Here is an 18,454-nt window from a genome sequence, read left to right as displayed (position 1 = left end):
ATTATTTTTCGATAAAAGTTTCTATTAAAAGTTTTTCAAATCTTCTTAATTCTGCCTTATGAAAGGTAAAAACATCTTCATAGGCCGTAACCATTCTTTTTAGATCACCTTTTCTGACATACCAGCCAATGCCGTCCACAAAACCAATGAATTTTGCCTTTGGATAATGCGATTTGATAAGTGAATCAATGGAAATCTCTGTTTTTGACTTATCGCCTTGACCGGATGAAGTGGTTACCAAAAATGAGCTTTCAGCAATAATTAACGGATTTTGTTTGTTTGGAATAATAAAATCCATTGTTCTTTTATTATCGGGGGCATTATCAATTAGTTCGCTGAGGTCGCCTTTTTCAAACGGTATTTCTAAATGATTCAAAATTTCTTCAATTAAAATTTCCGGATTATTTTCTTTCATTCCGGAATAACTACCTTTTTCTTTATATCGGATTAAAGTATCGATCATTTCCGGCAATTCAAATTTTAGTTTTGAAATGCTTAGTTTCTTCAATTCAAATAGCGGAATAGTTTTTGTCAAAAACGGAACTGTTGAACCTTCAAAGAAAATATTTAAAATTCCTTTTCTGAAAAATTCGTTTTCTTTTATAAATTTTGCGATTTGAGCGTCTGACCACTCTTTCAGATTATTTATGTCTTCATCCTTAAACCATTTGTCCTTATAAACCAACTTGCTCAATTCTGGATCATTAACAACCCTAATAATTGTAGTCAATCTTTTTAAAGTTTCGTTTGAAAATCCAGTCAAAGCGAGCAATGATCTAAGACCGTTTTCTTTTTCAATTAATAGTTGTTCAAAAAATTCTTTCTTTAGCCCTTGCGTTTCAATATTATTTTTCAATATCAAAAGCATTTCCTTTAACGAGTTTAAATAACCTTCATATTTTTCTTCAAAGGCGGGATTGAAAAAATAGAAAGTATTTTTATCAATGACTGTTTTAAATTTAATATCGGTTGTAGGTTTTGTGTATTTCATAATGTTATTTTTGATTTGTAAAAAATAATATTGACTCCTCTTTCATTGTATTCTGTAGCCCCCGTATTGGCTTCTTTAAATTGAGTTCAAATTTAAGTCCTTGTTTTTCGCCAAGTTCAATTACTTTTGTTTCCAATCTCACCCCATTTGTTTGAATATCATTTGTGCCAATAATTATTACAACGGGCGCATTTTTCTTTGATACTCGTTTCATCTCGCCAAGAGCTTGATCCATTTTATTAAAATAAATTTCTAACTTATTTTCCACGCCTCGCCCCTGCAATCCAATCATTTCCTGCCGTAAAACTTCAAGATTATGTCCAAGATATTCTAATTGCGGCTGATCATTTTTCAAATAATCAATAGCGAAAGAATACGGCGGCGAGGTTATTATTGCGTCTATGCTGTTATCATCGATTGGTAATTTCATAACACTGCCTTGAATTATTTTACTTCTCCCGATTTTCAAATCCATTTTTTGTCTTGCTTCTTGAAAATATTTTATTGTTGAAATATATCGCTCTAATACGCGCGGGAAAAGTTTATCAATAGATGAATTGCTACGACCAGCAAAACCGACAGTATCCAAAAATGCCAATAGCACTATTTCATAATAACTTCTTTTTTTATCGTCCTTATTATTTTTAAAATATTCAGGAGCCCTGTCTTTTTTTAGTTTTTCTAAAATTTCCTTCGGATTTGCGACAATTGATTCTAAAATATTCATGTCCAAATTTAATGCGAATGTTTTAACTTTTCCCATTAACTCACAAAAAGGACTTAAATCAACAGAGATTGCGTCAATACCAAGCAAATTAGCTTCAACCGCAACCGTTGAACTACCAGCCATTGGATCAAGAACGGTATGGCCCGGCTTTATATCAAGTATATTTAATAATGCTCTAATCAATTGAGGATGAAATTTTCCACGATATGGAAAGAGACTATGTGTTGCGTAGCCCGTCGAATATTTTCCGTCAAGAAAGAAAACTTTTGTCCTAAACGAACTATTTTTATGAACTTCTTCAAGATTTTGAAGATTACAAGTTCTGAAATGAGTTGTTTCTTTTCCGTCAACCGATTTTAAATAAGCACTCCTATCAATCAACTCTTTTTTTGATAAAGCCTCGTATTCCCATAAAGCTAAATCTAACTCAAAAATTTCATCAGTCCCATCAATAAGCTGATAGTCCTTTGCAAATAATTTTTCCAATAAAGGAGTATGTTTTTTCATAATCATTTAATTAAATCATCTACGCCAACTTCTAACGCTTTGGCAATTTTAGTTAATGTTTCAATAGTCGGGTTTTTATTTACTCCATTTTCAACTTTGACTATGGTATTAAGCGATAAATCCGCAAGCCGAGCCACCTTTTCAAGGGAGTAGCCCTTCTTTTCTCTTAGCTTTTTCAGGTTTTCGGAGATTTTATTTGACATTGCTTTCATTATTGTTTAACATTATAGCATATAGAATATAATCTAAACTTTCTTTGATTTCTATTATAATGATAAACAATTTTTCAAAAACAGTCAACAAAAATCATCAAGGGAGTTCCTTTTTGTCGCCCGCGCACGGGTGCGGTGGGGCAAGGGCGACCTCTCTTTCTTTTCTTCTTTCAGTCCCGCCGCCGTCCGCAAAATTCGCAATGTTTAGATTGGTCGGGGTGGGCGGATTTGAACCGCCGGCCTCTTCGTCCCGAACGAAGCGCGCTAGCCAAACTGCGCTACACCCCGATAAATGCTGGTATATTAAACGTCGCGCCAGTTCATGTCAATGCGCATTAATACACCGCGGCAGACAAATTAGTTTATCATTCCAAAGGCATATAATCAAGAAGATTTCCGACTTATGTTAACTTGGGCGGGAGGTATCAAATAAATCCGTTCTCGGAAAGAAATAGTTTATCTACATCGGAACCTGAAAAAACTCCGCGGGAGGTATTTCTTAAAAAACTATGGGTATATTTTGCCAATATGTCTGTTTCCACGTTCAGCCGGCACCCCTTTTCCTTATACTGAAGCGTGGTATTGGACAAGGTAAAGGGAATGATCATAACATTAAAACTACTCTCTCCCACCTCATTAACCGTAAGGCTGATTCCGTCTATGGCAACAGAGCCTTTCCTGGCCAAAAAACCACTGCAATACCTTTCTATGCTTATCGTTAATTGAACAAAATCCGATTTTTTTGACCTTGACAACAGCCTGGCCGCGTAATCTATATGGCCTGTCACAAAATGCCCCCCTATGCGCGAGCCTTGTTTTAATGAACGCTCAAGGTTTACCTTGTCTCCTTGCGCCAGATCCGCCAAATCGCTTGCCTGTAATGTTTCACGGCTTATGTCAAAAAACAGATAGCGGCCGTTTATTTCTGACACGGTAAGGCAGCAGCCGTTAATACTAATGCTGTCGCCAATCCGGCAGTCAGAGCCGCATATTTTACTCTCAATGGCAAGCCTCGCGCTGTCATTGTTACGCGAAAGAGAGTGAACACTGGCCAATTCTTCAATTATACCTGTAAACATCAGCTTCCACCAAAAAATCCTTTCCTAATCTTCGGGCCTTTGCATTGTAAAGCCTTATCGCGTCCTTGACCCTATTGGCACCCAGTCCGCCTATAGTGCCAACAGCGTTTTTACCGCCTATTATAACCGGAGACATAAATAAATATAGCTTATGGACAAATCCGGACTCAAGCATTGAAGCGGCAACTTCGCCTCCTCCTTCAACCAGAATACTGGTTATGCCTTTTTCCATAAGCCGCCTCATCAAGACAGGCAAATTCACGCGTTTGCTGTCAAGGCCGGCGCGTATTACGCAGGCGCCTCTTTGGCATAGAGCCTTCTGCCTTGCAATAGAAGCCTTTTGGGACGCGGCAATTATTGTCTTGCCGGGCGAAAACCTGCTTAGCAGCCTTGCGTTTACAGGCGTTCTCAACCCTGCGTCTATTATTATCTTAATGGGCTGTCTGGGATTTTTTGAAAGTGGCCCGCGTCGTATTCTGGCGCTTAACAGGGGGTCATCCTTTAAAACAGTGCCTATCCCTACCATTATCGCGTCGTGGCCATGCCTCAATTCATGGACAAAAGCCCTTGAATTTGGCGAACTTATCCATTTGGAATCGCCTGTCCTTGTAGCGATCTTTCCGTCAAGGCTTTGGGCAAGTTTCAGGCTGACGAAAGGCCTCAAAGCCTTCATCCTCACGATAAAATCCTTGTTTAAAGCCTGGGCCTGTTTTTTTAAAAGGCCTATAGAGACCTTTATGCCTGCCCGCTTAAGCTTTCCAATACCTTTTCCATTATTGGCAGGATTGGGGTCAAGAGCGGCACAAAAAACTTCTTTTATACCTGACCTTATTATCAGATCGGCGCATGGAGGCGTTTTCCCGAAATGGCCGCAAGGCTCAAGCGTAACAAACATTACCGCGTTTTTTGCCCTGCTTCCCGCGGCCTTTAATGCCACGACCTCCGCGTGCGGCGCGCCGAATTTCTTATGAAAACCGTATGATATGGGCCTGCCGTTTTTTACTATGACACAGCCTACGGCGGGGTTAAAACCTGTTTTCCCTCTTGCCAGTAAAGCCTGCTTTATGGCAAGCCTCATAAACCGTTCAGCAATTGATTTGCGCATTTTTTAAGGCCTCAACATATGAATACGATATCGCGCTTCTGCCTATGATAATCTCCCCTTTAAGCCTGCCATGGCAATCTGATCCGCCTGTAACAAGAAGTTTGTTGGCCCTGGCAAAATTTTCATAACCGCTTGCCGTTTTATCCGAATGCTCGCTGTGAAAAGCCTCTATACCCATAATACCGTCCTCTATAAGCCCGGGCAGGGCGGCATCAAGACCGTTAAGGCCCGGATGCGCCAGGACCGGTATGCCGCCGGCGGATTTGATTGCGCCTATGGCCTCTCTTGGGGTATAACTAAAATTTGCAACATAACAAGGCTTATTGTCTCCGATATACTCCTTAAAAGCATTTCGCCAATTGCTGACAAGGCCTTTTTTATGCATATACATTGCTATATGTAAACGGCTTATGGAAACCTCGCCGTAAGAGCTTAAAAATTCATCAACATCTATGCGCATACCGCGCTTGCTCAAAAGATTGGCCATCTTATAAAATCTTTTAATCCTGTCTTGCCTTATCTTCTTTAAGAAGGAGAGCAGGCCCCTGTCATGGTAGTTTACGCAATAGCCTAATATATGCATTTGCCTGCCTGATTCTTCGGCGCTTATTTCAACGCCAGGGATTATTTCCACGCAATAAGCGTTGCCGGCGCTCATGGCCTCATCAATACCGCAAACGCTATCATGGTCGGTAATGGAAACGCAGCATATGCCTTTTTCGCTGGCTATACGAACTACATCTCCCGGACTTAAAGAACCGTCCGAATGTTTTGTATGGATATGGAGATCCGCCTTACGGTTCATTTTGGCCCCGCATGGACATCCTTAATCTTATCCAATATGCCGTTTACAAATTTGCCTGATTCGGTGTCTCCGTATTTTTTCGCCAGATCCACCGCCTCGTTTATTGAAACCTTTGCAGGTATGTCATTAACATAAAGGAGTTCATAACAAGCCATTCTCATGATATTCCTGTCAATAACAGCCATCCTTTCAAGATGCCAATTCTGGGCATGAGATGAAATCGCGGCATCTATAGTCTTTATATGTTCAAGCGTGCCGCGGGCAAGGCTTATCGCGAACTCTTTGATAGAGGCCTCGGGCTGGCCCATATCGCCAAGGCATAAAAGAAAAAAATCATCTACAATATCATTAAGGGTCTCGTGTTTTATATCAAGCTGATATAAAAGCTGGAGAGCAATCTCTCTCGCCCTTGTCCTTTTTCTCATACGCTTGTCCTTTTTAAAAAACCTGTAACAGATACGGCAATATCCGTAAACTTAAACCGCCCGAAACCATACACAGCTTATATAGCGCTTAAAAGGTTTATCATTTCAATAGCTGATAAAGCCGCGTCTTTACCCTTATTGCCTTCCTTGGCACCCGCGCGTTTAATCGCCTGCTCCATATTATCAGCGGTTATAATGCCAAAAATGACAGGTATGCCGGTGTCAAGGCCTACCTTGGCAACACCCTTACTGGCCTCGGAGGCGACATAATCAAAGTGCGGCGTTTCACCTCTTATAACAGTGCCAAGGCAAATGATCGCGTCATATCTCTTTGAACCGGCCATCTTTTTGGCTACAAGAGGCAATTCAAATGCCCCGGGCGCCCACGCTGCCTCAATCTCCTGATCTTTGGCGCCGTGCCTTAACAATGTGTCAATACATGATTCCAGCAATTTTTTAGTTATAAAATCATTAAAACGTGAAACAACAATACCAAAACATTTACCTTTGGCGATCAATGCGCCTTCAATCACCCTTGCCATATCACAGCCTCCTTTTTATTATAACCGGGAAAACATCCTAAACAACTTTCAATGCATAATCTCTGAAACGGCTAAACCTTTTCCAGTTTATGACCGAGTTTTTCTTTTTTAGTCTTGAGATATCTTCTGCACTCTAAGCTGGTTTCAACCTCAATAGGGACCCTTTCAACGATCTCAAGCCCGTAACCTTCAAGGCCTATAACCTTTTGCGGATTATTAGTAAGCAGTCTTATCCTGCTTACACCAAGGTCTGTTAAAATCTGCGCGCCAATGCCGTAATCTCTTAAATCCGCTTCAAAACCCAGGGCATGGTTTGCTTCAACGGTATCCATTCCCTGATCCTGCAAGGCATAGGCCTTCAGCTTGTTTATAAGTCCAATGCCTCTGCCTTCCTGGCTCATGTATAAAAGTATACCGCGCGCCTGCCTGCTTATCATGGCCAAAGCGCTATGAAGCTGTCTGCCGCAATCGCACCTCTTTGAACCAAATACATCCCCTGTAAGGCATTGCGAATGGACCCTCACCAGGACATCCAGCCCCTGGCCGGGTTTCAGATCTCCTTTTACCATTGCCAGATGATGGTAATTATCAATCATGGACTCATAAATATAAAGCTTAAACTCTCCGTAATCGGTCGGCAGTTTTGTCTCGGCAAGGCATTTTATCAATTTGTCAAATCTGCGCCTATATTCTATAAGGTCTTTAATAGAACATATCTTCAAGGCGTGTTCTTTGGAAAATTTTATTAGTTGAGGCAGTCTGGCCATAGTCCCGTCATCATTCATAATCTCACAGATAACTCCGGCAGGATAAAAGCCCGCGAGCCTGGCAAGGTCTACGGAGGCCTCTGTGTGGCCCGCCCTTACCAATACGCCTCCGGCTTTTGCCCTTAAAGGAAACATATGGCCCGGCCTGGCAAGGTCATGAGGCAGGGAATTATCATCAATCATTACTTTTATTGTCTGCGCTCTGTCATAAGCCGATATACCCGTGGTAATACCTTTTGCGGCATCAACCGATATGGCCCATGCGGTGTTAAAAGGCGTGTTTGAGTTGCATGTCATCGGATGCAGATTAAGCCTGTCCATCCTCCCGCCTTCAAGGGCAACGCATATCAGGCCGCGGCCGTATTTTGCCATAAAATTAATATTTTCCGCCGAGGCGTTGGAAGCGGGGCAGACAAGGTCACCTTCATTCTCACGGGATTCATCATCAACAATTATAATCATCCTGCCCGATTTAATTTCCTGTATTGCTTCCTGTATGGTATTCATATTTACAAAATGCTCCATAAATGATTTATCCCGAAGGGGACTGGCCTTCGGGATATTATTCAGACACGGCATACGCCTTCTCTTCTTTCATCTAGACTATACTATTGGCAGAGGATTTACGCCTCTTCTGCCCCTAAACCTGGGGCTTGTCGGCTTGGCGCGGCTTTTAAAAAACCGCTTTTACGACCAGTCGGGATTTGCCTCTTGCCGGTCAATTCTGCTGATACGGCATTTGAAGCTCACCCTGTCCCGAAGACAAATTGAGTATAGCATAATAATTCCTGATGTCAAGAAAAAGATTGCCCGGATCGGGCTCCGGGATTCTCGCTGTGATTTCTACCGGGTTCTGTCTGGATTTACCTTGACAATGCCCTCTATAGTAATATAATAATGCGAGTTATGGAAAATAAAATAAAATTATTACAAAAAGAATTGCGTAAGGCCAAAGCGGAATTATGGCTTCTGCATGAAGTCACCAATGCCATGAGGACCACGCTTAACCTTCCGGAAATACTTTACATAATATTAAGCGCCGTTACCTCACGCGAAGGGCTTGGTTTTAACAGGGCCATGCTTTTTTTAGCAAACAAAAGCCGTTCAGCGCTTGAGGGCGCCATGGCAATAGGGCCCACAAACCGCGAAGAGGCTTATATCATATGGAATAAGATAAAGGAAGAAAAATTAAGCCTTGATAAAATTGTTGACATGTTTCACAGGATTGACAGCCATGTAGTACGGTCTCCTCTCAATAATATAATCAAAAAAACACGCGTATCGCTAAACGGAACCAATTCGGTTCTGGCGTCATGCATGCTTGGAAGTGTTAATGTGGAGGCAGTGACAAAATCAGCCAGGGCCAAGATCCATGACCCCATATTAGACGAACTTAAAATAAACCTGTTTGTGTGCGTTCCGCTTAAGGGCAAGCATGAAACACTGGGTGTTCTTATCGTTGATAATATGATAACCCGCAAACCGGTGGTAAAAGACGACATAAGAATACTCTCAATGTTCGCCAACCAGGCAGGGCTTGCCATTGAAAACGCCCATTTGTATGAAACAACCAAATTCCAGGCGCATACAGACTCGCTTACCAGGCTTTGGAACCACGGGTATTTTCAGAATTCTGTTTCCGAACACATCAAACACGCCAGGCTCAATAAAACGTTATTAAGCCTGGCCATGGTTGACCTTGATAATTTTAAATCTTACAATGATATCCTTGGCCATCAAAAAGGCGATGCGGCACTGCGTGAAACTGCTTCCATCATCAAAAAAAGTATACGCGGACAGGATATCGCCTGCAGATACGGCGGCGAGGAATTCGCGATAATCATGCCGGGCATTGGCAAGGCTGATGCTTCATGCGCCTTACAAAGACTGGGGTCGGCCATAGAACGCACTTTTAAGCGGGCGGACAAAAAAACATCGTATCCGCCTCTTACTATAAGCGCCGGGATATCAACGTTTCCCGCAGACGCTCAAAAAAAAGAAGACCTCATCAAAAAAGCCGATGAGGCCTTGTATTCGGCAAAAAACTCCGGTAAAAATAAAATAATATCCTGTTAAGGCTTGCCTTCCGCCACAGGTTCAGCCAGATCCGCATCCGCTTCGGTTTCCTGCTCTATCCTGCGTTCTTTTAATATCCTCGCGCCCTCATTTTCCGCCCGAATCCTGCGCTCCTCTATCTGTTTGTCGTCAGCAAGCTTGGCGGATATTATCCTTGATATACCAGATTTCTCCATCGTAATACCGTACATCACATCTGAAACCGATATGGTCTTTTTGTTATGCGTGATAACGATAAACTGCGTTGAATGGACAAACTCGGCCAGCATTCTGCTAAAACGGTCTATATTGGCTTCGTCCAGAGGCGCGTCTATTTCATCAAGTATGCAAAACGGCGTAGGCCTGACTTTAAACAACGCGAACAACAACGCCACTGATGTAAGGGCCTTTTCGCCTCCCGATAAAAGTGATATGGATTGAAGTTTTTTGCCCGGGGGCCGGACAACTATCTCAATACCGCTTTCAAGAATATCTGCCTGATCCATGAGAAAAAGTTCTGCCGTGCCGCCGCCAAACAACAGTTTAAAATATTCCTTAAACGCCGCCCTGATAGCTTCAAAGGTTTCTATAAACATCTTACGCGTTGTCCGGTTAATCTTATTAATTGCCTTATGCAGAGATTCTTTAGCGGCGATAAGGTCCTGCTGCTGCGTGCTCAAGAATTCAAACCTCTGTTTCAGTTCATTATGTTCATCAATGGCAACCATATTAACAGGCCCCATTTTCTCAACCCTTTCCTTAAGCGCTTTAAGATCATTACAGAGCTGCTCAAAATCCTCGGTCCCTGTAAACAAAATATTCTCATTATCCAAATCAACCTTATACGACGAAGATATTCTCTCTTTTATACTGCTTGAGGAATACGAAAGCTCGCTGGCATTCAGGTGGCAATTGGATATAGAGCTCCTGATTTCATCAAGGTCTTTCTGCATAGCCCTGGATTTGGCCTCAAACTGTTCAACAAGCGCGTAAACACTGTCTCTTTCTTCCTTAAGCACTAAGAGATTACGGTTACCTTCATCAAGATCCAAACGCAACTGTTCATTTAACTTGGCGAGGTTTTCCATGTCTGACTTAAGCGCGGCGGAACGGGCCGTCGCGGCATCCATCTGGGTCCGCCTCTCGGACACAGTAATATTTTCGTCGGCAAAAGCGCTCCTAAGCATATTGAGAGTGGCGCTTTGAGACTCATACTTTTCACTTACCAAAGACATCTGCGTGCGCAGCTGGGCAAGCAGGGTTATGGTAGATTCCTTCTCGGTAATATAACCGGCTATTTCCGACTGCTTACCGCTTATAAGATTTTCTATTATATGCTGTTTGTCTTCAAGCCCGGCGCATTGCGCGTTCAGGGCTTCTTCGCGCTGTTTAAGGGTATTTTCCTCCTCTGCGGTTTCCCCAATCTCAAGCCTTATGACCTTAAGCTCTTCCTGCAACCTGTCAGCCTGTTCGCGTATTTTCAAGCGCTGAGCATCTACCGAATGCAGTTTTATCTCTTCCTGCTTGGCAATGCGTTCCTGGCCGCTGATATCTTTTTTCATCTGGTCAAGCCTGGACAACATCTGCGAATATTCCTGGCCGCATTCAGATATTTGCGTTTTAAGCGTGTCTACATCGCAGCTAAGCTCCCGGATCTTGTTGTCGCGTCCTATGATGCTTGTGCACTCATTTGCCCGGGTATGGCCTGCTGAAAAAACCATGCCTCTCCTCATGTCGCCGTCAAAAGACACAATGTCTTTAAAACGGTCGGTAATACCGGGTATGGCATCAGGCCCTAAACTGTCAATAACATAAATACCCTTAAGCAGATAATCTATAATCTTTTTGCAATCCTGCCTGCTGACCTCTATCATGTCACAGAGCCTACCAAGTATGGGCGCCTGGACAGCCTGGCGCTCATCTTGCGGCAGTCCGGCATCCTCAACGGAAAAATCATCCAACACTATGAAATGGGCCCTGCCTCTTTTGCTTTCCTTAAGAAACCGTACGGCATCCTGCCTGGCCTGGGCGTCTTTTACTATTATTGCCTGGCTCATCTGGCCCAAGGCCGACTCAAGCGGACTGATAAAAGACTCCTTGGCGTGTATAATATCAGCTACAATACCGATAAAATGCTCTTTCCGGGTAGGATCCGCGTCTATAAATTCCATATACGCCTTAACACCGTCGGAGAAGCCCTCCATCTTGCGCTTAAGATCTTTAAGCATTTCAAGTTTTGAGCCTGATGAAGCAAGCCTTTGTTTAAGTTTGTCTATCAGGCTTGATTTTTCCGCGGCATTTATCGCAAGTTGTGTATCGGCATTTTTAAGGCAGTCTAATGATTGCAGTACGCTTTGGAGCGATTTTTTCTGGCGATTATATTCATCCTCAATTGAGATTAGGCCCAAACCCAGCCCATCCGAATCCTTTAACACCTTGTCTTCTTCGGTTTTAAGGCGCTTATAACGCGATGAAGCCGCATACAATGATACCGATATCTTGCTTAACTCATTTTTTAATTTAAACTGGCTGGACGCGTTCTCCATAACGCCCATCTTGGCGTCCGAGATTTCCGATTCGCATTTTTTTACGGCCTCCACGATCTTGGCCAGGCCGTCTTCCGACTCTTTTATCAGAGAGAGCCTTTTGTCTCTTTCCTCCTGTACCATATTAAATTCGGATTCAAGGCCGGAGATCTTTTTATCAAGATCCGTTAAGCGCTTTGACGCCTCCTCCAACTCTCTTGACAAAGATTCACAACGCTGTTTAAGCTCTTCTACCCTTTCGGTATTAACCTTGATACCGTTATCGTTTTTGTCTATACCGGAAAGTATTAATGATACCGACTGTCTTTTTTCCGCAACAGTTGCGTCAAGAGCGTTTATCTTGTCACGGTACAGCCGGAGCTCATCTTGGCAGATACTCAATTCCAAAGACAACTGGCCTTCTTTCTGCTTAAGAAGCGTGATATTTTCTTTTTTTTCAGACTCCTTTTCCCTGATGCCGCTATATTCGCGGTACGAAAGCTTTATATCAAGCTCTTTCATTTTTTCAAATTCCACCCGGAAACGCTGCGCTTTTTGAGCCTGCCTTTCTATTGAATTTATCTGGCGCTTGATCTCATTAATTATATCCGCTATCCTTATGAGATTATTTTCGGTACTGTCCAGCTTGCTTAAGGCCTCCTTCTTCTTTGATTTGTATTTTGTGATACCGCTGGCCTCTTCAAATATCTCGCGCCTGTCTTCCGGCCGCGAATGGAGTATCCTGTCCATCTTGCCCTGCTCCGCTATTGAATAGGAGCTTACGCCTATGCCTGTACCAGCCAAAAGGGCGTTGATATCCTTTAACCTGACCTGTGTCTTGTTCAAAAGATATTCGCTCTCGCCGGAACGGTAGATTCGCCTGGTAATAATAATTTCATCGTAATCAATAGGGAACACCCTGTCTTTATTGGAAAACGTTAATGAAACCTCCGCGAGATTAACAGGCTGGGCCGTATCCGTGCCGTTAAAAATAACGTCCTCCATTTTTAAGCCGCGCAGTTCCTTGGCGCTCTGTTCACCGAGGACCCATTTAATACTGTCGCTGATGTTTGACTTTCCGCATCCGTTGGGCCCGACAACCGCCGTGACTCCCGGCTCAAAAACAAGAGTAGTCTTCTCGGCAAAACTCTTAAAACCGTATATATCTAATCTCTTTAAATACAATTCTTTTCTCCCCTTAAAAACCGCGTGTTTTCAAAAATATGCCTCAAGTCTTTTTCCGGCTTGTGAAAAACAAAAACCCGCCGATAGGCGGATCTTAAAAAAAAGTAAATACCCTTTCCCACCGGACCTGTTTGTATTATCACAAAAACAATAATACTTGTCAAGGCCAAATGAAGGGGTATGTATTTTTTATAAACACACCCCTTCCCGACGGATATATCCCGGGCGAAAATTATGGTGAAGATTGAACAAGATATGATGATTTTTATTGGGCGGCCTCGGGCGGGGAGTAAAACAGGTTATACCAGTAAGGCCTTGAGCTTTTTAGTCAATGCCGGTATTATTTCAAACAGATCCCCGACAACACCGTAATTGGCGGCTTTGAATATCGGGGCGTCAGGATCTTTATTCACGGCAATGATGATATCGGATGAAGACATTCCGGCAAGGTGCTGGATCTGGCCTGATATGCCGCAGGCAATATAAATTTTCGGGCACACGGTCTTGCCCGTCTGGCCCACCTGGTGGGAATATGCTATCCAATCAGCGTCAACCGCGGCGCGCGAAGCGCCTACAGCGCCCCCTACCGCATCGGCTAATTCATTCAAAATAGAAAAATTGTCGCTTTTGCCAAGCCCTCTGCCGCCTGAAACTATAATATCGGCCTCGGAAAGATTGATCTTCTGGCCGGCTTCTTCGGCTATATCCAATATCCTTGTCCTTGATGAAAGCACTTCATCGCTATATGTCTTCCTGATCACCTGGCCCTTCAGTGATTTATCCGGCACAGCCTCTTTCATAACCTTATGCCTGACAGTAGCCATCTGGGGCCTGTGATTAGGGCATATGATAGTAGCCATTATATTGCCTCCGAATGCCGGGCGGGTCTGAAGCAATAATCTCCTTTGAGGGTCTATATCAAGTCCGGTACAATCCGCTGTAAGGCCTGTGTTTATCTTTACAGCCACTCTTGAGATTAGAGAACGGCCTGTTGATGTGGCTCCGCACAGGACTATTTCAGGTTTATACTCATTAATCAGCTCTATAAGGACTTTTGAATACGGCTCACTCTGGTAATATTTCAACTTCGGCGAATCAACAAGATATACCTTTTGAGCGCCTCTATGAAAAAGTTCGGGCGCCGCATGGCCTACATTGTCACCCATCAATACCGCGCAAAGCTCAACGCCTAATTTATCCGCCAGCTCCCTGCCCTTGCCGAGCAACTCAAATGAAACACTCTGTACAATCCCCTTGTGCTGTTCGGCAACGACCCATACACCCTTATATGAAGAAATATCCCTTGCCGGCTTTTTTTCTTTTTCAAGCGCTATGGCCTTAAACTTACAAGCATCTTTGCAGGCGCCGCACAGCGTGCATTTGCCAAGATCAATGACAGCAATTTTTCCAGCAAGGCTTATAGCGCCAAACGGGCATGATTTTATGCACAATCTGCATCCTACACATTTATCCGTGATTATTCGTATGCTCATATCCTGATCTTGCCTTGTTTAATTTTTTATTTAAAACTTCGGTTTACACTCGTTTTTTATGGCTTCTATTATTTTGTCCGTTATTTCATCCACCGAGCCGGTTATCATGACTCCGCCCTCCCGTGGCGGGGGGGTAAATATTTTTACGACTTGCGTCGGCGAACCGTTAAGCCCCAAAAACTTTTCATCAGCGCCAATATCTTGAGCGCGTAATATTTTAATATCAACCGATTTAGCCCTCATCCTTCCCTTTAGCGAAGGTATCCGCGGCTGATTTATCTCTTTAACCACAGTAAACAGCGCCGGCAAAGGCGTTTCTATAATCTCATATCCTTCCTCGGTCATACGTTCTACCCTCGCCTTGGAAGCGCTTATATCTTCTATCTTCTTTACGTATGTCACTTGAGGTATGCCTAAGTGCATGGATATGCCGGGTCCGACTTGAGCGGTATCTCCATCGGCTGCCTGCTTGCCGCAAAAGATTATATCAAAACCGCCTAATTTAGCAATGGCCCGGGCAAGGGTATAGCTCGTAGCCCATGTATCGCTTCCGGCAAAGGCCCTGTCGCAGATAAGAACAGCCTCGTCAACGCCCATGGATATTGCCTCACGCAAGGCATCTTCCGCCTGCGCGGGGCCCATTGTGACAGCCGTGACCTTACCCCCAAGTTTTTCTTTTGTCCTTACCGCCTCTTCTATCGCATACATGTCAAAGGGATTGATAATAGAAGCCACGCCTTGGCGTATTAATGTATTCGTCTTAGGATCAATGCGCACATTGGCCGTATCCGGGACCTGTTTAATGCAAACCGCTATGTTCATTTTATCTCATCTTTATAATTAAGGACAGCTTCTTAAAGCAATTCATATTATAGAAGCTGTCCTTAAGGTTAATCCGCTTTTTTTAGTATTTCTTTGACCAATTCCGATGCGATAATGCCGCGCTGTATCTGGTTAGTGCCTTCATATATCTGCGTGATTTTGGCATCCCGCATGTATTTTTCAACAGGATAATCCCTCATATATCCGTATCCGCCGAATATCTGAACGGCATTGGTAGTAACATCCATAGCGACATCCGAGGCATAAAGTTTTGCCATCGCCGAAAATTTTGATATCTCTTTAGCGCCCGAATCAATAAGCCCGGCCGCATAATACACAAGGGCCCTGGCAGCTTCTATTTTTGTCCCCATATCGGCAAGCATAAACTGAATCCCCTGAAAACTGGAAATAGGTTTGCCGAACTGCACCCTTTCTTTCGCGTATTTTAAGGCATGGTCAAGAGCGCCTTGGGCAATGCCTACAGCCTGCGCTCCTATGCCGGGACGGGACTTATCAAAAGTCTTCATTGCCACGATAAAACCCATTCCTTCCCTGCCAAGCAGGTTTTCTTTGGGTATTCTGCAATTTGTAAAAATAAGCTCCCTTGTGGCCGAGGATCTTATACCAAGCTTTTTTTCCTTTTTACCAAACTCAAAACCGGGGGTGCCCTTTTCTACTATAAAAGCGCTGGCCCCGCGGCTGCCCTTGGTCTTATCGGTCATCGCCACAACGGTATATGTCTGGGCTTCTCCGCCGTTTGTGATCCACTGTTTAACACCGTTTAAAACATAATAATTGCCTTCTTTTCTTGCCGTCGTGCTCACGGCTCCGGCATCGCTTCCCGCCCCGGCTTCTGTCAAGCCGAATGCGGCGAGCTTTTTGCCGCTGGCTATATCGGGCAGGTATTTCTTCTTCTGTTCATCGGTACCGTATAATATTATCGGATATGAACCCAGGGCGCTGGCGGCATAGCTAACGGCAATACCGCCGCATGCCTTTGAAAATTCTTCCGTCGCGATGCACAATTCCGTGACGCCTCCGCCCATACCGCCGTATTTTTCTTCAATATAGATGCCCGATAAGTCGCTTTCCGCTATAACCTTCAATATGGGCCATGGAAATTCTTCTTTCTCATCATATTCAGCGGCAACAGGCCTTATCTTCTCGTCCGCTATCCGCCGCGCCAGGTCCCTTATCATTTTTTGTTCTTCGGTAAACAAATAACTCATTACACGCTCCTTGCTTTAGACCTTTTTGATAATAATCGTCGCGTTGTGTCCGCCGAAACCTAAGCTGTTTGACATGGCTATATTTACCTGCTTTTTCCTGGCTTCGTTAGGGACATAATCAAGGTCGCATTCCGGGTCCGGATATTTATAATTGATCGTGGCGGTTATAACGCCTCTTGAGACTGACAAGGCGCAAGCGGCCAATTCTATGCCGCCGGCAGCTCCAAGCAAATGGCCTGTCATGGATTTCGTTGAGCTTACCGCCGTCCGCGAAGCATGGCCGCCAAAGACGGCCTTTATGGCCTTTGTCTCCATAGCGTCATTAAGCACGGTTGATGTGCCGTGGGCGTTTATATAATCAACATCTTCGGATCTTATGCGCGCGTCTTTAAGGGCCTCCTGCATGCACCGGACAGCGCCTTTTCCGTCAGGATCCGGCGCGGTCATGTGATAGGCGTCGCAACTCATGCCATAACCAATAAGCTCGGCATAAATATAGGCCTTTCTTTTTTTTGCCCGCTCATATTCCTCAAGCAAAACTATACCGGCTCCTTCGGCCATGACAAAACCATTTCTGTGTTTATCAAACGGCCTTGACGCTTCCTGTGGAATATCATTAGTAGTGGAAAGGGCCTTGGCCGCGCAAAAACCGCTGACAGCCATCGGGCTAATAGCAGCTTCACTGCCGCCGGCAAACATTATATCGGCATAGCCGTTTTGTACCACGCGGAAAGCCTCTCCTATAGAGTGATTACTTGAAGCGCAGGCAGTGACAGAGCACGTATTGGGCCCTTTCAGGCCAAGCCTTATGGCAACCATGCCCGAGGCCATGTTTACTATAAGCATGGGAATGAAAAATGGGGATACGCGTGAGGGCCCCTTGCTCAAGAGCACCTTGTGTTCCCTCTCAATGGTATGGATACCGCCTATACCGGAACCTATAATAGATCCTGCCTTGCATAGATCTATCTTTGTCAGGTCTATACCCGCATCATCTACTGCCATGCACGCAGCGCCGACAGCGAATTGGGTAAACCTGTCGCTATGCTTTATGTCCTTGGGAAGCATATAGGCCGACGGGTCAAAGTCTTTGACTTCTCCGGCTATCTTTGAGCTATACTGTAATGCGTCAAAACTTGTTATTTTTGATATGCCCGATTTGCCGGCACATAAAGACTGCCAAAAAGTTTCCTTACCGTTGCCTATAGGGGACACTACTCCAAGGCCTGTAATAACTACTCTTCTCTTCATCTATTATTTGGCGGGATTATTGATTAACCTTTTGCGGCAACTTTTTCTTCAATATATTTGACGGCATCCGATACCTTGCTCATCTTCTCCGCATCTTCATCGGGTATCTCAATGCCAAACTCTTCTTCAAGGGCCATAACAAGCTCTACGGTATCCAGAGAATCAGCTCCAAGGTCGTCTATAAATGACGCGTCAGAAGTAACCTCTTCAGGCTTAACGCCTAACTGCTCCGCTATTATAGCTTTCACCTTTTCATCTGCTGCCATTTCCATTCCTCCTTTTTTTATTCCGCACTTTTATTAACAACGCTGATAGCTTATTCAAACCTTATGCTATCATCTGTCCTGCGATTATCCTTAACCACAATCCTAAAAATACATTCGCACTTATAAGTTACGCTTTGCTTGCGGTCGCGTATGCTGTATTGGTGCTTAGATCCTTCTAATGCTCCCGTATACTGTATTGATACTTGGATCCTTCAGATACTCCTGTTCGTCGTATCTTCAGGATACATTCGCACTTATTAGTTACGCTCCCTTACGGTCGCGTATGCTGTATTAGTGCTTAGATCCTTCTAATGCTCCCGTTGGTCGCATTATCAGGATAAATTCGCACTTATTAGTTACGCTCCCTTACGGTCGCGTATGCTGTATTAGTGCTTAGATCCTTCTAATGCTCCCGTTGGTCGCATTATCAGGATAAATTCGCACTTATTAGTTACGCTCCCTTACGGT

General features: G+C 44.0%; 16 protein-coding genes, 1 tRNA gene and 1 riboswitch. Of the genes, 1 reads left to right on the top strand and 16 read right to left on the bottom strand.

Annotated features, from left to right (window positions below; all coding sequences use genetic code 11):
- Window position 1: 1 nt before the first annotated feature.
- From PHV77_02780 to PHV77_02735, 10 genes are all read right to left on the bottom strand, one after another.
- A complete protein-coding gene (locus tag PHV77_02780; GenBank protein MDD5504223.1) occupies window positions 2–991 on the bottom strand; it encodes a DpnII family type II restriction endonuclease in 990 nt (329 codons plus the stop codon).
- Between the two features lie 4 nt (window positions 992–995).
- Window positions 996–2,225, bottom strand: coding sequence for a hypothetical protein (locus PHV77_02775; protein MDD5504222.1), 1,230 nt, complete (start codon window positions 2,223–2,225; stop codon window positions 996–998).
- Window positions 2,226–2,227: 2 nt separating this feature from the next.
- Entirely contained in the window at window positions 2,228–2,428 is a 201-nt protein-coding gene (locus tag PHV77_02770) for a helix-turn-helix transcriptional regulator (GenBank protein MDD5504221.1), read from the bottom strand.
- Window positions 2,429–2,647: 219 nt separating this feature from the next.
- Window positions 2,648–2,725: transfer RNA gene (locus PHV77_02765), tRNA-Pro, on the bottom strand.
- Window positions 2,726–2,862: 137 nt separating this feature from the next.
- A complete protein-coding gene (locus PHV77_02760) occupies window positions 2,863–3,516 on the bottom strand; it encodes a riboflavin synthase (protein MDD5504220.1) in 654 nt (217 codons plus the stop codon).
- Window positions 3,497–4,621, bottom strand: coding sequence for a bifunctional diaminohydroxyphosphoribosylaminopyrimidine deaminase/5-amino-6-(5-phosphoribosylamino)uracil reductase RibD (gene ribD, locus PHV77_02755; protein ID MDD5504219.1), 1,125 nt, complete (start codon window positions 4,619–4,621; stop codon window positions 3,497–3,499). Before ribD ends, PHV77_02760 begins: the two co-directional genes overlap by 20 nt.
- Complete coding sequence (locus PHV77_02750; GenBank protein ID MDD5504218.1) at window positions 4,602–5,426, bottom strand: PHP domain-containing protein; 825 nt, start codon at window positions 5,424–5,426, stop codon at window positions 4,602–4,604. The genes ribD and PHV77_02750 overlap by 20 nt, the downstream gene beginning before the upstream one ends.
- Window positions 5,423–5,851 carry a transcription antitermination factor NusB gene (nusB, locus tag PHV77_02745; protein ID MDD5504217.1) on the bottom strand — a complete coding sequence of 143 codons (429 nt, stop codon included), beginning with the start codon at window positions 5,849–5,851 and terminating at the stop codon, window positions 5,423–5,425. The genes PHV77_02750 and nusB overlap by 4 nt, the downstream gene beginning before the upstream one ends.
- Window positions 5,852–5,928: 77 nt before the next feature.
- The gene (gene ribE, locus PHV77_02740) at window positions 5,929–6,393 is read right to left on the bottom strand and encodes a 6,7-dimethyl-8-ribityllumazine synthase (protein MDD5504216.1); all 465 of its coding nucleotides are present in this window, start codon (window positions 6,391–6,393) and stop codon (window positions 5,929–5,931) included.
- A 71-nt stretch (window positions 6,394–6,464) separates the two neighbouring features.
- Complete coding sequence (locus PHV77_02735; protein ID MDD5504215.1) at window positions 6,465–7,685, bottom strand: bifunctional 3,4-dihydroxy-2-butanone-4-phosphate synthase/GTP cyclohydrolase II; 1,221 nt, start codon at window positions 7,683–7,685, stop codon at window positions 6,465–6,467.
- A 57-nt stretch (window positions 7,686–7,742) separates the two neighbouring features.
- Window positions 7,743–7,928: riboswitch (FMN riboswitch) on the bottom strand.
- A gap of 138 nt (window positions 7,929–8,066) precedes the next feature.
- Between PHV77_02735 and PHV77_02730 the strand changes: the two genes are divergently transcribed.
- A complete protein-coding gene (locus PHV77_02730) occupies window positions 8,067–9,236 on the top strand; it encodes a diguanylate cyclase (GenBank protein ID MDD5504214.1) in 1,170 nt (389 codons plus the stop codon).
- Here the strand turns inward: PHV77_02730 and smc are convergent.
- The 6 genes from smc to acpP all read right to left on the bottom strand — a co-directional run bounded on the left by smc (window position 9,233) and on the right by acpP (window position 17,986).
- Window positions 9,233–12,925, bottom strand: coding sequence for a chromosome segregation protein SMC (gene smc / locus PHV77_02725; protein MDD5504213.1), 3,693 nt, complete (start codon window positions 12,923–12,925; stop codon window positions 9,233–9,235). The two genes, PHV77_02730 and smc, sit on opposite strands and share 4 nt — an antisense overlap.
- A gap of 299 nt (window positions 12,926–13,224) precedes the next feature.
- Complete coding sequence (locus PHV77_02720; protein MDD5504212.1) at window positions 13,225–14,418, bottom strand: electron transfer flavoprotein subunit alpha; 1,194 nt, start codon at window positions 14,416–14,418, stop codon at window positions 13,225–13,227.
- A 30-nt stretch (window positions 14,419–14,448) separates the two neighbouring features.
- A complete protein-coding gene (locus PHV77_02715; protein ID MDD5504211.1) occupies window positions 14,449–15,240 on the bottom strand; it encodes an electron transfer flavoprotein subunit beta/FixA family protein in 792 nt (263 codons plus the stop codon).
- 68 nt (window positions 15,241–15,308) lie between these two features.
- Window positions 15,309–16,469, bottom strand: coding sequence for an acyl-CoA dehydrogenase family protein (locus PHV77_02710; GenBank protein MDD5504210.1), 1,161 nt, complete (start codon window positions 16,467–16,469; stop codon window positions 15,309–15,311).
- 15 nt (window positions 16,470–16,484) lie between these two features.
- Window positions 16,485–17,720 (bottom strand): beta-ketoacyl-ACP synthase II, encoded by a 1,236-nt coding sequence (gene fabF, locus PHV77_02705; GenBank protein MDD5504209.1) that lies wholly within the window; start codon window positions 17,718–17,720, stop codon window positions 16,485–16,487.
- A gap of 23 nt (window positions 17,721–17,743) precedes the next feature.
- Window positions 17,744–17,986, bottom strand: a complete 243-nt coding sequence (acpP, locus tag PHV77_02700) for an acyl carrier protein (protein ID MDD5504208.1) — start codon at window positions 17,984–17,986, stop codon at window positions 17,744–17,746.
- Between the last annotated feature and the right edge of the window lie 468 nt (window positions 17,987–18,454).

This window comes from Candidatus Omnitrophota bacterium, assembly GCA_028716165.1.
GTDB lineage: Bacteria > Omnitrophota > Gorgyraeia > JABMRG01 > JABMRG01 > JAQUQI01.
The sequence above is the reverse complement of the archived record's forward strand: the minus strand, read 5'-3'. Positions and strand labels throughout refer to the sequence as shown.

Excerpts from the sequence above, each read along its gene's own strand:
- PHV77_02730 (MDD5504214.1), top strand. The coding sequence starts at position 8,067 with ATGGAAAATAAAATAAAATTATTACAAAAAGAATTGCGTAAGGCCAAA.
- PHV77_02770 (MDD5504221.1), bottom strand. The coding sequence starts at position 2,428 with ATGTCAAATAAAATCTCCGAAAACCTGAAAAAGCTAAGAGAAAAGAAG.
- nusB (MDD5504217.1), bottom strand. The coding sequence starts at position 5,851 with ATGAGAAAAAGGACAAGGGCGAGAGAGATTGCTCTCCAGCTTTTATAT.
- ribE (MDD5504216.1), bottom strand. The coding sequence starts at position 6,393 with ATGGCAAGGGTGATTGAAGGCGCATTGATCGCCAAAGGTAAATGTTTT.
- PHV77_02720 (MDD5504212.1), bottom strand. The coding sequence starts at position 14,418 with ATGAGCATACGAATAATCACGGATAAATGTGTAGGATGCAGATTGTGC.
- PHV77_02760 (MDD5504220.1), bottom strand. The coding sequence starts at position 3,516 with ATGTTTACAGGTATAATTGAAGAATTGGCCAGTGTTCACTCTCTTTCG.
- PHV77_02750 (MDD5504218.1), bottom strand. The coding sequence starts at position 5,426 with ATGAACCGTAAGGCGGATCTCCATATCCATACAAAACATTCGGACGGT.
- PHV77_02735 (MDD5504215.1), bottom strand. The coding sequence starts at position 7,685 with ATGGAGCATTTTGTAAATATGAATACCATACAGGAAGCAATACAGGAA.
- ribD (MDD5504219.1), bottom strand. The coding sequence starts at position 4,621 with ATGCGCAAATCAATTGCTGAACGGTTTATGAGGCTTGCCATAAAGCAG.
- PHV77_02710 (MDD5504210.1), bottom strand. The coding sequence starts at position 16,469 with ATGAGTTATTTGTTTACCGAAGAACAAAAAATGATAAGGGACCTGGCG.
- fabF (MDD5504209.1), bottom strand. The coding sequence starts at position 17,720 with ATGAAGAGAAGAGTAGTTATTACAGGCCTTGGAGTAGTGTCCCCTATA.
- acpP (MDD5504208.1), bottom strand. The coding sequence starts at position 17,986 with ATGGCAGCAGATGAAAAGGTGAAAGCTATAATAGCGGAGCAGTTAGGC.
- PHV77_02775 (MDD5504222.1), bottom strand. The coding sequence starts at position 2,225 with ATGAAAAAACATACTCCTTTATTGGAAAAATTATTTGCAAAGGACTAT.
- PHV77_02715 (MDD5504211.1), bottom strand. The coding sequence starts at position 15,240 with ATGAACATAGCGGTTTGCATTAAACAGGTCCCGGATACGGCCAATGTG.
- PHV77_02780 (MDD5504223.1), bottom strand. The coding sequence starts at position 991 with ATGAAATACACAAAACCTACAACCGATATTAAATTTAAAACAGTCATT.